The sequence below is a fragment of the Simplicispira sp. 125 genome, from assembly GCF_003096555.1.
Taxonomy (GTDB): Bacteria; Pseudomonadota; Gammaproteobacteria; order Burkholderiales; family Burkholderiaceae_C; genus Simplicispira.
The window spans coordinates 3,770,432-3,785,323 of record NZ_QEKM01000001.1; the positions used below are offsets into that span (position 1 = coordinate 3,770,432).

Sequence of the window (14,892 nt, forward strand, 5' to 3'; positions counted from 1 at the left end):
AGGGCTGTAGCGCTTATGGAGCAAGCGCTGTAAGCTATACTAATCATAGCAATTAACTAAATAAAAAGGCCCCGGCGCATCGAGCGGCGGGGCCTTTTTGCGTGGTGCAGGGCTCTTTTTACGTACCGTAGGGCGCTCAGGCCTCGGCGCAGCGCTGGGCCAGATGGGCCAGCGCTTCTTCCACCTGGTCGACCAGCACCAGGCACAGGTCTCCGGGCTGCAGGCGCGCGAGGGCGGTGTCGATGGCGATGAACTCGCCGCGGATCTCCTCCACGTGGCTGGTGCGGGCGGCCCCGGCCAGGCCCTGTCGCAGCAGGGCCATGACTTCGCCGTCGGCCCGGCCGCGCTGGGCGGCGTCCTGGTACAGGATCACATCGTCAAACGCCGCGCCCAGAATGACCGTTTGCTCGCGGATATCCTCGTCGCGCCGGTCGCCCGCACCGCTGATGACCACGCTGCGCCGCTGGGCGGGCAGGGCGTTGACGGCGGCCACCAGGGCGCGCATGGCGTCGGGGTTGTGGCCATAGTCGGCAATCACCGTGGCGCCGCGGTAGTCCATGATGTTGAAGCGGCCAGGCGCGTTGTCGCTGTCGTTGACAAAACCCGAGAGGCCGCGGCGAATGGTCTGCCAGGGCAGCCCGACGCCCCAGGCGGCTGCGACGGAGGCCATGACGTTCTCGACCTGGAAGCCAATCTTGCCGTTGCGCGTGATGGGAACGTCGCGCAGGTGGATGATCTCGCGCCACGAGCCCTCAGAAGCGACGATGGAGTCGCCATCGACATACACCGTGCGGTGGCCCTGGGCGCGGTGCGTGGCCATCACGGGGTGGTGGCGGTCGCTGGCGAAAAAGATGGTCTTGCCGGGGCACGCACTCACCATGGCCGCCACGATGGGGTCGGTGGCATTGAGCACCGCGTAGCCCGCCGGGTCGACGTTCTGCACGATCACGCGCTTGAGCACCGCCAGGTCTTCCACTGTGGTGATGTAGTTCAGCCCCAGGTGGTCGCCGGCGCCGATGTTGGTCACCACGGCCACCTGGCAGCGGTCAAAACCCAGCCCCTCGCGCAGGATGCCGCCGCGGGCCGTCTCGAACACGGCGGCGTCCACGTCGGGGTGCAGCAGCACGTTGCGAGCGCTCTTGGGGCCCGAGCAGTCGCCGCTGTCGATCTGGCGGCCGTTCACATAGACGCCGTCGGTATTGGTCATGCCCACGCGCAGGCCCTGGGCTGCGAACAGGTGGGCAATCAGGCGGGCGGTTGTGGTTTTGCCGTTGGTGCCGGTGACGGCCACTACGGAAATACGCCCGTCCTGGCCAGGGGCATAAAGGCGGTCCACGATGGCCTGGCCAATGGCGCGGGGCTTGCCATAGGACGGTGCAAGGTGCATGCGCAGTCCGGGCGCGGCGTTCACTTCGACAAAACCGCCGCCCTGCTCTTCGAGCGGGCGCAGCACGGTCTCGGCCACCATGTCCACGCCGCAGATGTGCAGGCCCACCATCTGGGCCGCAGCCACGGCGCGCGCGGCCACCTCGGGGTGTACGTCGTCGGTCACGTCGGTGGCGGTGCCACCGGTGGACAGGTTGGCGTTGTTGCGCAGCACTACGCGCTGGCCTTTTTCGGGCACGGAATCGGGCGTCAGGCCTTGCTGCGTGAGGCGGGCCAGCGCAATGTCGTCGAGCCGGATCTTGGTGAGCGAGGTGGCATGGCCCTCGCCGCGGCGCGGGTCCTGGTTGACGATGTCTACCAGCTCGTGCACGGTGCGCTCGCCGTCGCCCAGCACCTGCGGTGGCTCGCGGCGCGCGGCTGCGACCAGTTGGTCGCCCACCACCAGCAGGCGGTAGTCCTGGCCGGGCAGGAAGCGTTCGACCATGACCGTGCCATATTCCACGGCGTTGCGATAAGCCTCTTCCAGCTGTGCGAAGTCGGAAATATTGACCGTGACGCCCTTGCCCTGGTTGCCGTCCTGGGGTTTGACCACCACGGGCAAGCCCACTTTCTGGGCCACGGCCCAGGCCTCGTCGACCGATTCCACCGGCTGGCCCAATGGCACGGGCACGCCAGCGGCGTGCAGCAGGCGTTTGGTGAGGTCTTTGTCCTGGCCAATCGATTCGGCTACAGCGCTGGTCGAGTCGATCTCGGCGGCCTGGATGCGGCGCTGCCGGGAGCCCCAGCCAAATTGCACCAGGCTGCCCTGGGTCAGGCGCCGGTACGGAATGCCGCGCGCCACCGCTGCCTCGACGATGGCTCCGGTGCTGGGGCCCAGGCGCTCGTCTTCGTCCAGCTCGCGCAAATGGGCAATGGCCGCTTCGGCGTCGAAATGGCCATGGTTCAGGGCGGCTTCAATCAGCTGCTGCGCGTCGGCAAAGGCCTGGCGGCCCACGCATTCTTCGCTGTATTCCACCACCACCTGGTAGACGCCAGGATCGACGGTGGCCGTGGTCCGGGCAAAGGTGACGGGGCAGCCCGCCTGCGCCTGCAGAGCCAGCGCTGCGGTCTGCAACACATGGGCCAGGGACAGGTCGGTGTCGCCCCCTTCGGGGTGCAGTGCACCGATGGCCGGGAAGAGTGCACGCAGGCGGGTTTCAAAGCCTTCGATCTGCGCCATGGCGCGTTCGGATTCGGCACAGGTAACCACGGCCTCGATGGCCAGGTTGCGGCTCCAGAGGTTGGGGCCGCGCAGGGCCCTGATGCGGGTGACATCCATGGGGTTGTTCTTTCAGAAATCTGCCGGAGGAAAGGGCCGGGGCGGTGTTCAGGTGCGGAGGATTTCCTGGGCGTTCAGCTCAGGCTCGAAGGTCTTGATGCCCGCGCCGATCAGGTCGGGGGCAATGTCCAGCGCCCAGGCTGTGGCTACGGCGGCCAACAGGGCGTCGGTATCGGGCACCACCGCATTGCGGCCAAAGGTCAGATCGCCCAGGGCGCCCAGCACGTGTTCTGCATTGCCCGTGGCGAGCACCACGCGGCCGTTCTTGAGCACCACGGCGCGGCCGTTGTTCTCGGCGCGGTGCTGCGCAACGGTGGCAAGGTCGGGATCCTGGGCGTACAACACCACGCTACCGTCGCACAGGGGTGCCAGTTCGGCCACTTGGGCAATGGCGGCATGCAGCACAGCCGCGCCGCCTGCGAGCACCACATCGACCTGGGTGCGCAGCACCCGGGTCATCTGCTCTTGCGCGTGCACGTCGAACTCGGCCAGCGCTTCCATGCCGTCCATGTCGGTCACCACGCCCACTTGGCAACGGTCGTAGGCCAGGCCGTCACGCAAGATGGTGCGGGCATCGTTTTCGATCACCACGGCCTGCACGGTCTTGTTCATCAGCAGGCGGTGTGCGGCTTCCCAGTGGGCGCTGTCGGCGGCCTCCACGCGGCGGCGGTCCAGGAAAAGGCCATCGCGGCAGGCGACGCCCGTGTGTCTGCCGCTCAGGTGCAGCAGCCAGGCTACCAGGCGTGCAATCGTTGCGCTGTCACGGGTGCCGGCCACGCCCACGACGGGGATGCGGCCTGCCTCGCCAGCCTGCTCTTCTGCAGGGAAGAGGTGTTCCACGATGGCCTGGCCCACAGGGCGGGGCGCGCCCACGGCGGGCTTGAGGTGCATCAGCAGTCCGGGGCCTGCGTTCACTTCGACAATGGCGCCGCCTTGGCTGTGCAAGGGGCGCGCGATGTTTTGCGCGACCATGTCGATGCCGGCGATGTCCAGGCCTACGACGCGGGCTGCAAGGCCTGCGATGTAGGCCACTTCAGGGTGCACTTCGTCGGTACAGTCCACCGCCACGTTGCCGTTGCGCTGCACCACCACCTGGCGTCCCGCTGCCGGCACGGCCTGGGCATCGAGGTCCTGGCGTTTGAGTTCCAGCTGCACGGCCACGTTGGTGTTGGCATCGATGATCTCTAAGGGGTACTCTTCTTCGTAACCCCGGCGCGGATCAGAGTTGAGCTGGCTGTCGATCAGCTCAGCCACGGTGGAGCGGCCATTGCCGGTGATGCCCACCACTTCGCCCCGTGCGGCGGCTACTACCTTGCCATTGACCACCAGCAGACGGTGCTCATCGCCAAGGATGAAGCGCTCGACCATCACGTCGCTGCCTTCGGGGTAAGCCACATGGAAGGCGGCCTCGATGTCTTCTTTTTTGCGCAGGTCCAGTGTCACGCCCCGGCCGTGGTTGCCATCCGAAGGCTTGACGACCACGGGCAGGCCGATGTCCTGCGCTGCTTCCCAGGCTTCTTCGGGGCTGTGTACCACTTGGCCTTCGGGAATGGGTACGCCGCAGGATTTCAGCAGGGACTTGGTCAGGTCCTTGTCCGAGGCGATGCCCTCGGCAATGGCGCTGGTGAATTCGCTCTCGGCCGTCCAGATGCGGCGTTGGCTGGCGCCGTAACCCAACTGCACCAGGTTGCCGTCATTCAGGCGGATGTGCGGGATTCCGCGGTCGGTGGCGGCGGTCACGATGCAGGCGGTGCTGGGGCCCAGGTAGCAGTCATCGACCTCGGTGCGGACCTTGGCCACGGCGGCTGGCACATCGAATGGTTCGTCGTTGATGGCCGCCATGATCAGGCGGTGGCCCTGCTCCAGCGCCATGCGCGCCACCTGCTCGTCGCGTGCCCGAAAAACCATGCGATATACGCCGTGTACCGAGGTGCTGCGCGTCTGTCCGAAGCCCGTGGGCATGCCCGACAGATTGAGCAGTTCGATGACGATGTGTTCCAGTACATGACCGCACCAGGTGCCTTCCTGCAGGCGTTGCATGAAGCCGCCCCGTTCGCCCACACCGCAGTGGTGCTCGATCAGTGCAGGCAGCCAGGCTGTCAGCCGTTCATTGAACCCTGGAATCTGGTGCGAAGGATGGTTTTCGAGAGCCCCGAGGTCCAGCCAGACTTCAAGCGCCGGACGGTAAGTCCAGATATTGGGGCCGCGCAGGTAGTTGATGCGCAGGAGTTGGATGTCGTTGAATTTCGCCATGGAGTGCTGCGGAAGAAGGGCCTGCCGGGTGCGGACGTTGCAGAATAAGGGAAAGAGAGACGAGAGGATTGTGCGCCAGTCTGGTGGGCACTGTCATCGAATGCGGGGGGGCAGACGTTATCTCCATTCCAGGCCATGTGTGCGCTGTGCACCCGGCTGGCCCCCATCAGGGAGAATCCGCGTAAGCGCAACGTTCGGCACGCTACGCCGACGGGGGCGGAGGAAATACCAACCAAAATGCAACATCACCATCTTGAGGACGCCTTCGGTGTCTTGAATAGCCCTTTCGGGGCCGGTTTGCGGGCCATGCTCGCTTCCGACGAAAACGTGCGGGCAGCCCTGGCGGTTGACCTGGACGCCCATCTGCACTTTGGCACGGGCATGCTGGTCGTGACGCAGCGCCGCCTGCTGGCCTGCGACCCCGGGGCTGTTACCTGGCGCGAGTGGGCACTGACGCCGGGCCAGTCGCTGCGCCTGCTGGACCATGGAGGCGTTGGCACGATCGAGCTGCACGATGCGCAACAGCGCCTGGCGTTCTGGCGTTTCACCCTGGGCGCTCAGGCGCAGGCTTTGCAGCTCGCGCAGCGCTTCGAGCAGTTGACCGAGCGCCTGGCCGTCCAGGGCGGCGCTCTGGCCGAGGAGCTTGACGAAGCCCGCTGCGCCGTGTGCCAGGCTTTGCTGCCGCCCGATACCGAAGAATGTCCGGCCTGCGCGCGCGCGCAGACGCCTCAGCCGTCGACCTGGGTGCTGCTGCGCCTGTGGCGCTTTGCGCATCCCTACCGAATGCAACTCGCTGCCGGTTTCGGGCTGACGCTGGCCTCCACGGCCGCCACGCTGGTGCCGCCGTACCTGACCATCCCGATCATGGATGACATCCTGATCCCGTTCCAGAACGGCAAGCAGATCGATCCTGCTCTGGTGCTGATGTATCTGAGCGGCCTGCTGGCATCGGCGTTGCTGGCGTGGGGGCTGGGTTGGGCGCGTACCTATATCCTGGCGCTGGTGTCCGAGCGCATTGGCGCCGACCTGCGCACCACCACGTATGAGCATTTACTCAGACTCTCACTCGATTATTTCGGTGGAAAACGCACGGGCGACCTGATGGCACGCATTGGCTCGGAGACCGACCGCATCAACGTTTTCCTGTCGCTGCACGCGCTCGATTTCGTCACCGATGTGCTGATGATCTGCATGACGGCAGCCATCCTGTTTTCCATCAACCCCTGGTTGGCGCTGGTCACCTTGGTGCCATTGCCTTTCATCGGCTGGATGATCCACACGGTGCGCGACCGTCTGCGTACCGGGTTTGAGAAAATTGACCGTGTATGGAGTGAGGTGACCAACGTGCTCGCGGACACCATTCCTGGTATCCGCGTCGTCAAGGCCTTCGCCCAGGAAAAGCGCGAGGCCCAGCGCTTTCACGATGCCAACCAGCACAACCTGCAAGTCAACGACAAGCTCAACAAGACCTGGTCGCTGTTCACGCCCACGGTGTCCTTGCTGACCGAGATCGGTCTGCTCGTCGTTTGGGGCTTCGGCATCTGGCTGGTGTCCAAAAGCCAGATCACTGTGGGTGTGTTGACCGCCTTCATCGCTTATATCGGGCGCTTCTATGGGCGGCTCGACTCCATGAGCCGCATCGTCTCTGTCACGCAAAAGGCTGCTGCCGGCGCCAAGCGCATCTTCGATATCCTGGACCACGTGAGCAACGTGCCCGACCCGGCCCAGCCGGTGCAGGTGGGCAAGGTGCAAGGGGCCATCGCCATGCGCGGCGTGGGTTTCCGCTATGGCAGCCGGGCCGTTATCAAGAACCTGGATCTCGATATCCGCCCCGGCGAGATGATCGGCCTGGTGGGCCACAGCGGCTCGGGTAAAAGCACCCTGGTCAATCTGATCTGCCGCTTTTACGACGTGAGCGAGGGCTCCATCCAGCTCGATGGCATCGACATCCGGCGTTTCTCCGTGCTTGACTACCGGCGCCACATCGGCTTGGTGCTGCAGGAGCCCTTCCTGTTTTTCGGCACGATTGCCGAGAACATTGCCTACGGCAAACCCGAAGCCACGCGCGCCGAGATCATTGCGGCCGCGCGTGCCGCCCATGCGCACGAATTCATCCTGCGCCTGCCGCACGGCTATGACTCGCTGGTGGGCGAGCGCGGCCAGGGCCTGTCGGGAGGCGAGCGCCAGCGCATCAGCATTGCCCGCGCGTTGCTGATTGATCCGCGCATCCTGATCCTGGATGAGGCGACCTCTGCCGTGGATACCGAAACTGAAAAGGAAATCCAGAAGGCGCTGGACAACCTGGTGCAAGGCCGCACCACCATTGCCATTGCCCACCGTCTTTCCACCCTGCGCAAGGCCGACCGGTTGGTGGTCATGGACCGGGGCGAAGTGGTCGAGGTCGGTGCGCACGACGCACTGATGGAAAAGCAGGGCGCCTACTGGCGGCTGTATGAGGCGCAGGCACGCCGCGCAGAGGAAGATGCCCAGGCCGCGGGCGTGCTCATCCTTGACAGCAGCTTGCTGCACCCGGCCCATCCGGCCGGCAATTCTTGATATGCCTGCGAGGCCCCTGATGCAGAACGCCACCCCGTCACTTCTTCCGCAAATGCACCGCGACGCCCATGGGCGCCTGGTGCTGACCCTGCCTAATGGCACGGTGCATGCCGGTGTGCTGCCCGTGCGAGCCTTCCCGCTGGCGGCGCCCGATGAGGGCTTGTCCCTGGTCGGCTCAGATGGACACGAACTGCTGTGGCTGGACCGCCTGGACGACCTGCCGGCACCTGCACTCGCGCTGGTTCGGGAGGAGCTGGCCGCACGGGAGTTTGTGCCCACTATCCAAAAAATCCTCAGTGTTTCGAGTTTTTCCACGCCCAGCACTTGGGAAGTGGAGACTGACCGCGGCACAAGCGCTCTGGTGTTGAAGGCCGAAGAGGATATTCGTCGGCTGCGCGGCCGCACCGCGTTGCTGATTGCCAGCGCCTCGGGTGTGCAGTATGCGATTGCCGACAGCACAGCCCTGGACCGGGCGTCGCGCCGCCTGCTGGAGCGGTTTTTGTAAGTACAAACCCGGTAAATTCCCTTTTTTTGCATTGATCGTTGAAAAAAGGCTTAACTCCCCCTTCTTTTTGCCGTAATAGAGGTACGAGAAGGGGATAAAGCCTCCCCGGTTTTTCCATTTACCGAGGCCACTGTCATGCAACTGCCACCTGTAGACCGATCACCGATCTGGCGCCCCCAGGGCGCTGATTTGTACTCCACCGGGGCATCTGGAGCTGTACCAGTGCGCCCGATTAACGCCGCCAACCCCGTCGAGTCCATGGACCGACTGGGTGAGGGGGCCGTCGTGAAAACGCCGGACAAACCGTCCGCCCCGGACACGTCGAACCGCGACTGGACGGAGGTCAAGAAAAAGGACACGGTCGAAGAACCGCCTGAGCCGCCCAAGGAGCCGATTTACAAGCAGTTGCTGGAATTCCTGCAATCGATGTGGCGTGCCAGCGGCAGTGCCATCGAGTTAGCGCAGGATGTCAACAAAACGACGCTGCAAGAGCGCATGGCCCAGCAGGCCCGCAACGACGAGCCGCTCACGTATTCCGATCCCAAGGTCAAGCGTACCGGGGGGTAATGGGTTTGCCGGTTTGGCGCTCTTTTTTTTGTAGCTTCAAACGCTTGTCCATAAAGCGTTCAAGCCACTTTTGTATAAATTTTTGCCGCTTGCTCGGTGGGTAAATTCCCCAGCCACCGGTCATTTCTCCTCGCTTGGCGGCATCGTATTGGCCTGCGCAGCACGCAGGCGGGCCCGTTCGGCCCGGTAGGTGGCCGCAAAAGCACGCACTTCTTCGTAAGAAATCTGCCCGTCGTGGTTCGTATCCGCGCTGTCAAAGGCCGCGGCCAGGCGGGGGAACAGGCGCACTTCACTGCGGCTCAGTTGGCCATCGCCATTGAAGTCGAGCAGTTTGAATTCCCGATGGGCCTTGATTTCACCTTTGCTCAAACCTGCTTGCGCAGGTTCGGGTGCTGGGTTGTCGGCTTGTGCGGGCAACGCGATGAGCAGTGCGATGGCACTGCTCAGGAGAGTGCGCGCCGCAAGCACGCGGGCACTGCCATTGCGTTGATTGAGAGGAGCGTCGAAGTGATTCACCGCAGTAGGGCATCCGTCGGCGCAGGAAGTTCCCCTCCTCACCTGTTTGTGTTGACCGGCCGGTTGGCAATGCCACTGCTCACATGACCGGCGGGCACGTGCAGCGCAGCTGAAGTGACGTGGCCCGTCTGGTCGTCAAAGAAAAAATCGGGCTCGAACTCGCGCAGGAACTCCCCTTTGGGCATGCCGCCGAGAAACATGGCTTCGTCCACGGTGATTTTCCAGCTCATCAATGTCTGGATGGCGCGCTCGTGCGCTGGCGCACCACGCGCCGTGACCAGTGCGGTGCGGATGCGCATGCTGGGCGCGCCACTGTGCTGGAGGCGGTGCAGGGCCGACAGAAAGGGCTTGAACGGACCGGGGGGCAATGGCAGCAGGGCCTTTTCTTGCTCGTGTGCCTGGAAAGCATCGAGCCCGGCAGACTGGAACACCTGCTCGGCCTCGTCAGAGAACAGTACGGCATCTCCGTCAAAGGCAATGCGCACCTCGTGCGGATGCGCCACACTGGCCTGTACCGACTGGGTGGCCACCCGTGCCGCTGGGTAACCCATGGCCAGGGCCTCGCTCACGTCGGTGGCATTGGCCGAGAGGAACAAGTGCGCGCCCAGGGGGCGCAGGTAGCGAAAAGGTGCCGCTCCTTGCGTGAACACGCCGCGCTGCACGCTGGCCAGACCGTGCGCACGGGCCGAGCGGAATACGCGCATGCCGCTGGCCGGGTCATTGCGCGAGAGCACCACCACCTCCACGCGTTGCTGGCCGGGCTCGTTGAAGGCCAGTAGCTTCTTGACCAGCGAGAACGCCACGCCCGGCGGCGCCGGTACATCGAGGCGTTCAAGTTGCAGTTGCATGTAGGCCTGCGCGTTGCCCTGGTCGAACAGGCGGTTTTCCTCCTCGAAGTCGAACAGGGCGCGCGATGAAATCGCCACCACTAGCTTGTCGTCCATTGTTACGGCCATTGCGGATCTCCGTAAGGGGCTTCACTGTGTGCTCGCGCTATGTGCAGCGCACGAAATGGCGCGGCCCAGGCCAGCGGCCACCGCGCAAGGGCCGCCCCGCCGCGCTGGTGGCGTCCCCCCTCCCGCATCGCGCAGCGGGGCGAGAGAGGGGGGAAGGAGCGAAGCGACACAGGGGGGCGTGCCTTATTTCATGAACTGGTTGAGCTGGATGATGGGCAGCAGCACGGCCAGCACGATCAGCATCACGACCACGCCCATGGTGACGATGAGCAGGGGCTCGAGGATGGTAGCCAGCTGCATGGAGCGCCGCTGCACTTCGGCTGAAAGCTGAGTAGCCGCTCGCTGCAGCATCACGGGCAACTGGCCTGTCTGTTCGCCCAGGCGCGCAAACATGGGCAGCAGACTGGGGAATTTGCGCTTCTGGGCCAGGGCCGAGGCCAGGGGCGCGCCCTCGCGCACCAGCACCAAGGCATCCAGGGCGTCGGCGCGCAAGGCGCGGTTGTGCAGGGTTTCAGCGGCAGCTTGCAAGGCTTTGAGGATGGGCACGCCCGCCCCTGCCAGCATGGCGAGCGTGCTGGCGAAGCGGGCCGCGTTGTAGCCCCGCGCCAGTCGCCCCACCACCGGGACATTGAGCCAGGCCGCATCGAATTTTTCACGAAAAGCCTCAATAGACAAGGACCAGCGGGCGCCAATAGCTATTAAAACAAGAGCAATCAACATCCACACGCCGTAGGTGCGTACAAAGCTGCTGATGGCCAGCATGGCCACGGTGAGAAAGGGTAATGCGCGTTTGCTGCCCGCAAAGACGCTGGCCACCTGGGGCACGACGTAACTGACCAGAAACAGCACGATGGCGATGGCCACCAGCGTGACGATGGCCGGGTACAGCGCGGCGCCCACCAGCCGGGCCTTGAGTTCCTGGCGCTCTTCCAGATCATCGGCCAGGCGTTCGAGCACCAGGCCGAGTTTTCCGCTGTGTTCACCGGCGCCAATCACGGCGCAGTAGATGTCGGAAAACTCGCGTGGGTGCTGCTGCAAAGACCGGGCAAAGGTGGAGCCGGCGTTGACCTCGGCCCGCAGCACGGCCACCAGGTGGCGCTGGCGCTCGTTGTCAGACTCTTCGGACAGGGCCGTCAGTGCACGCTCCAGCGGCAGACCCGAGGAGACCAGCCCGGCGAGCTGGCGCGTCCAAATGGCCAGGGCCGTGGCGCCAAAGACCGGACGGGTGAACAGGCTGCGGCCTGCGGCGCCCACCCCGTTGCTGGCCTGGTCGCCCACCAGCTCCACGACCAGCGGCACCAGTGCCTGCGCGCGCAGCTGGCCGCGGGCGGCCTTGGCCGTATCGGCCTCGACCACGCCCTTGCGGGTCAGGCCCTGGTCGTCAAGGGCTTCGAAGGAAAAAGCGGGCATGCGATGCGGGCAAGGTGGTGAGAATGGGGTCGGACGGACTGTGGATTACACAACAAGCGTACGCAAACAAAAGATATGCGAGTCTGCGATGGTAGCTGCTGTCCGCGGCTCCTGCGGACGCATGGTGGCTGCGCCAAGGACATGACCAATGTCAAGGTCCTGGCGTGCAGAAGTCGCAGAATGGAACATAACCTGTGGCAATGGGTTGCAGGCGTTTTGGATAAGGAGCCTTCATGCTGAAGAACAAGGTGGGAATCGTTACCGGCGCATCGTCGGGTATCGGGCGCGCGGTTGCTTTGATGTGGGCACGCGAAGGCGCCAAGGTTGTCGTGTCTGACATCGATGCGCAGGCAGGCGAAGAAACGGCCGCTCTGGTGCGTGCAGCAGGTGGGGATGCTCTTTTTGTTGCGGCCGATGTGGGCAAGCCTGGAGACTGCGAAGCCCTGGTGAACCGCACCGTGGCCCAATACGGTCGGCTGGATGTGGCGTGCAACAACGCCGGCATCGGTGGTCCGCAGGCCCCCACGGCCGACTATCCGCTGGACGGCTGGGCCCAGGTCATCAACATCAACCTCTCGGGCGTGTTCTATGGCATGAAGTACCAGATTGCCGCCATGCTCAAGCACGGCGGCGGTTCCATCATCAACATGGCGTCCATCCTGGGATCGGTGGGGTTTGCCACGTCACCCGCGTATTCGGCGGCAAAGCATGGCGTATTGGGGCTGACAAAAGCCGCGGCGCTGGAGTACAGCGCGCAAGGCGTGCGCCTCAACTCTGTGGGTCCGGGGTTTATTCACACCCCCATGATCAGTGCGCTGGAGCAGGATGCGGGCATCAACGCCATGCTGGTGGCCGCACACCCGATTGGACGCCTGGGCCGCCCGGAAGAAGTCGCCGAACTGGTGACCTGGCTGGCCTCCGAAAAGGCCTCGTTCGTCACCGGAGCCTACTATCCCGTGGATGGCGGCTACCTGGCGCGGTAAACGCAGGGATTCGTTGCGCCCTTCTCAGGCAGACATCGAAGAGCCTGTGACCCGCATGTCGCTGTGTGCCTGCGCCGCGATGTCGAGCGAGCGCAGGCGCAGCGCTGGGTCGAACACATCGCACACCAGCATCAGTTCATCCGCGCTGGTGGCTTGGGCAAGCTTCTCCAGGCCCGCGCGCACAGTGTCCGGGCCACCGACCACGGCGGCGGCCAGGAAGTCGTCGATCGCGGCACGTTCCTGCGGTTGCAGTTGGGCGGAATAGTTTTTGATGGGTGGTGGCAGCAGTAGCCGCTCACCCTTGAGGATACCGAGCACGCGCTGTCCGGTGCTGCTGGCCAGGTAGGCGGCTTCGTCGTCTGTTGGGGCTGCGACCAGGGGTACACCGATCACCACATAGGGTTTGGCCAGTGCTGCTGAAGGCTTGAACAGGCGGCGGTACAGCTCGATGGCCTGCAGCAGCAGACGCGGTGCAAAGTGCGAGGCAAAAGCATAGGGTAGCCCGCGTTCTGCCGCCAGCTGGGCCGAGAACAGGCTGGAGCCGAGCAGCCAGATGGGCACCTGGGTGCCCGCGCCAGGCGTAGCCACCAGGCGCTGGCCGGGCTGCGCGGGTGCCAGCAGGCGCTGCAGCTCGGCTACATCGTGCGGAAAATCCTCTGCCGTTTCTGGTCGATCGCGGCGCAGGGCACGCATGGTCAGCGGGTCGGTGCCGGGTGCGCGACCCAGGCCCAGGTCAATGCGGCCGGGGTACAACTCGGCCAGCGTACCAAAAGCTTCGGCCACTACCAGCGGTGCGTGGTTGGGCAGCATCACGCCGCCGGAGCCGATGCGCATGCGCTGCGTTCCTCCCGCGATGTGGCCCACCAGTACTGCCGTGGCCGAACTGGCGATACCTGCCATGTTGTGGTGCTCGGCCAGCCAATAGCGCTGAAACCCCAAGGATTCAGCGTGCTGAGCGGTGCGCAGGGCAATGGCCAGCGCTTGGGCTACGGTGCCGCCTTCACGGACGGCCACCAAGTCCAGCATGGACAGTGCGGGGCGATGGGAGGTTGTCATGGGGGCGATTGTTGCCCAGATTGCCCCGGCTGCCATGGCAGTGCTTGGGAGGTTGAGTTCCGCAAAAAAAATATGCGTCAGCGCGAGTGCCTGTTCAAATCGCGCCAGCTGGCACAGAATGTATCCATATATATCGCCATAAAGCGATTTATGCCCACAGCGGGTCGTTCGAATCACAACGAGGGAAGTTATGGGTTTCTTCAGTCGCATGTTCAAGATACGGGAGCAGGATTCGTCCAGTCCCGAAACCACCTGGGCTTATGAGGACAATGCCAGCGAGCTGATTCTCGACCCGGAATACGCAGCCACCTTGATGACCGAATTCGATATCGATGCAGCCATCGCCAGCCATGAAGAATGGAAGCTGCGCCTGGAAAAGTTACTGGCGGGGCAATCCGAAGAAAATCTCGATCCCGAGCAGGTTCGCCAGTACGAGCACTGCCCCCTGGGTCAGTGGCTGCAGGGCGAGGGGCGCGACCGTCTGGGCCACTACCCGGCTTTTGAGATGCTGGTGCAGCGGCATGCGTATTTCCACGGCCAGGCGGCCAGCGTGGTGGCGTTGAGCCAGGCAGGCGAACATGAGAAAGCCCATCAGGTCTTCAAGGGAGGCTATCGGCACGCTTCCAACCAGGTGACGTTGTTGCTCAAGGAACTCAAACGCAGCCTGGGGCGTTGACCATGAGCGATGCTGTCACACCGGCGGCCGCTTTGTTGGTGGTGTGTGCCGGTGCTGCCGTGCCTTTTGCCAGGGGCAGCCTCAGCGGTATTCACAAGACGCCCGTGCAAGGCCGCGTGCGTGCCACTGCGCTGGGTCTGCAGGGTGACGCGCAGGGCGACCTTCGATTGCATGGCGGTGTGGAAAAGGCCGTACACCACTATCCCCAGGAGCACTATGCCGCTTGGCGTACCGAACTGGGTGCCCACGCCATGCTGGATGCCCCGGGCGCTTTTGGCGAGAACCTGCACAGCCAGGGCGTGACCGAGGCCACGGTGTGTCTGGGTGACCAGTGGCGCGTGGGGGATGTGCTGCTGGAGGTCACCCAGGCCCGCCAGCCTTGCTGGAAACTCAACGAACGGTTTGGCCTGCCAGACATGGCGCGGCGCGTGCAGCAGACACACCGCACGGGTTGGTACTACCGCGTGCTGGAGGAGGGGGATTTTTGGGCAGGGGCCGCGCTGGTGCTGGAGGCGCGGCCTTTCCCCTTGTGGACTCTGGAGCGTCTGCTCGATCTGCTGTACCGCCCGGTGCTGGATGGTGCGCAGCTACAGGCTGCGCTGGCTTTGCCCTTGCCTGCTTCCTGGCAGCGCCTGCTGCAGCGCCGACTCGACAGCGGTGCCGTGGAAGATTGGGCGCCTCGTCTGGTCGGCCCGCCCGCCTGATGGGCC

At 64.4% G+C, this 14,892-nt stretch carries 12 protein-coding genes; 6 read left to right on the forward strand and 6 right to left on the reverse strand.

All coding sequences use genetic code 11. From position 1 onward, the window contains the following. Positions 1-136: 136 nt before the first annotated feature. Positions 137-2,704, reverse strand: coding sequence for a cyanophycin synthetase (gene cphA, locus C8D04_RS17665; RefSeq protein ID WP_116002851.1), 2,568 nt, complete (start codon positions 2,702-2,704; stop codon positions 137-139). A 48-nt stretch (positions 2,705-2,752) separates the two neighbouring features. Next, entirely contained in the window at positions 2,753-4,957 is a 2,205-nt protein-coding gene (gene cphA, locus C8D04_RS17670; protein WP_116002853.1) for a cyanophycin synthetase, read from the reverse strand. Between the two features lie 237 nt (positions 4,958-5,194). On the opposite strand from cphA (C8D04_RS17670), the gene C8D04_RS17675 reads away from it, so the two are divergent. From C8D04_RS17675 to C8D04_RS17685, 3 genes are all read left to right on the forward strand, one after another. After that, a complete protein-coding gene (locus tag C8D04_RS17675; protein ID WP_116002855.1) occupies positions 5,195-7,513 on the forward strand; it encodes an ABC transporter ATP-binding protein in 2,319 nt (772 codons plus the stop codon). Between the two features lie 19 nt (positions 7,514-7,532). Further along, entirely contained in the window at positions 7,533-8,018 is a 486-nt protein-coding gene (locus C8D04_RS17680; RefSeq protein ID WP_116002857.1) for a DUF1854 domain-containing protein, read from the forward strand. A 135-nt stretch (positions 8,019-8,153) separates the two neighbouring features. After that, positions 8,154-8,585 (forward strand): hypothetical protein, encoded by a 432-nt coding sequence (locus tag C8D04_RS17685; RefSeq protein WP_116002859.1) that lies wholly within the window; start codon positions 8,154-8,156, stop codon positions 8,583-8,585. 120 nt (positions 8,586-8,705) lie between these two features. Here the strand turns inward: C8D04_RS17685 and C8D04_RS17690 are convergent, their stop codons facing one another. The 3 genes from C8D04_RS17690 to gspF form a co-directional block, all read right to left on the reverse strand. Then, positions 8,706-9,008 carry an EF-hand domain-containing protein gene (locus tag C8D04_RS17690; protein ID WP_233521218.1) on the reverse strand — a complete coding sequence of 101 codons (303 nt, stop codon included), beginning with the start codon at positions 9,006-9,008 and terminating at the stop codon, positions 8,706-8,708. Positions 9,009-9,139: 131 nt separating this feature from the next. After that, positions 9,140-10,057, reverse strand: coding sequence for a 5'-nucleotidase (locus C8D04_RS17695; RefSeq protein WP_116002860.1), 918 nt, complete (start codon positions 10,055-10,057; stop codon positions 9,140-9,142). Between the two features lie 183 nt (positions 10,058-10,240). Beyond that, positions 10,241-11,467 (reverse strand): type II secretion system inner membrane protein GspF, encoded by a 1,227-nt coding sequence (gene gspF, locus C8D04_RS17705; RefSeq protein WP_116002862.1) that lies wholly within the window; start codon positions 11,465-11,467, stop codon positions 10,241-10,243. A 233-nt stretch (positions 11,468-11,700) separates the two neighbouring features. Between gspF and C8D04_RS17710 the strand changes: the two genes are divergently transcribed. Continuing rightward, positions 11,701-12,450 (forward strand): SDR family oxidoreductase, encoded by a 750-nt coding sequence (locus C8D04_RS17710; protein WP_116002864.1) that lies wholly within the window; start codon positions 11,701-11,703, stop codon positions 12,448-12,450. A 24-nt stretch (positions 12,451-12,474) separates the two neighbouring features. Here the strand turns inward: C8D04_RS17710 and C8D04_RS17715 are convergent, their stop codons facing one another. Next, a complete protein-coding gene (locus C8D04_RS17715) occupies positions 12,475-13,506 on the reverse strand; it encodes an LLM class flavin-dependent oxidoreductase (protein ID WP_116005896.1) in 1,032 nt (343 codons plus the stop codon). Positions 13,507-13,696: 190 nt separating this feature from the next. On the opposite strand from C8D04_RS17715, the gene C8D04_RS17720 reads away from it, so the two are divergent. Next, positions 13,697-14,182 carry a CZB domain-containing protein gene (locus C8D04_RS17720; protein ID WP_116002866.1) on the forward strand — a complete coding sequence of 162 codons (486 nt, stop codon included), beginning with the start codon at positions 13,697-13,699 and terminating at the stop codon, positions 14,180-14,182. Between the two features lie 2 nt (positions 14,183-14,184). Continuing rightward, positions 14,185-14,886, forward strand: coding sequence for an MOSC domain-containing protein (locus tag C8D04_RS17725; protein WP_116002868.1), 702 nt, complete (start codon positions 14,185-14,187; stop codon positions 14,884-14,886). Positions 14,887-14,892 lie beyond the last annotated feature (6 nt).

Bases quoted from the DNA above. Each gene is read 5' to 3' on its own strand.
- cphA (WP_116002851.1), bottom strand. From the start codon at position 2,704: ATGGATGTCACCCGCATCAGGGCCCTGCGCGGCCCCAACCTCTGGAGC.
- cphA (WP_116002853.1), bottom strand. From the start codon at position 4,957: ATGGCGAAATTCAACGACATCCAACTCCTGCGCATCAACTACCTGCGC.
- C8D04_RS17675 (WP_116002855.1), top strand. From the start codon at position 5,195: ATGCAACATCACCATCTTGAGGACGCCTTCGGTGTCTTGAATAGCCCT.
- C8D04_RS17680 (WP_116002857.1), top strand. From the start codon at position 7,533: ATGCAGAACGCCACCCCGTCACTTCTTCCGCAAATGCACCGCGACGCC.
- C8D04_RS17685 (WP_116002859.1), top strand. From the start codon at position 8,154: ATGCAACTGCCACCTGTAGACCGATCACCGATCTGGCGCCCCCAGGGC.
- C8D04_RS17695 (WP_116002860.1), bottom strand. From the start codon at position 10,057: ATGGCCGTAACAATGGACGACAAGCTAGTGGTGGCGATTTCATCGCGC.
- gspF (WP_116002862.1), bottom strand. From the start codon at position 11,467: ATGCCCGCTTTTTCCTTCGAAGCCCTTGACGACCAGGGCCTGACCCGC.
- C8D04_RS17710 (WP_116002864.1), top strand. From the start codon at position 11,701: ATGCTGAAGAACAAGGTGGGAATCGTTACCGGCGCATCGTCGGGTATC.
- C8D04_RS17715 (WP_116005896.1), bottom strand. From the start codon at position 13,506: ATGACAACCTCCCATCGCCCCGCACTGTCCATGCTGGACTTGGTGGCC.
- C8D04_RS17720 (WP_116002866.1), top strand. From the start codon at position 13,697: ATGGGTTTCTTCAGTCGCATGTTCAAGATACGGGAGCAGGATTCGTCC.
- C8D04_RS17725 (WP_116002868.1), top strand. From the start codon at position 14,185: ATGAGCGATGCTGTCACACCGGCGGCCGCTTTGTTGGTGGTGTGTGCC.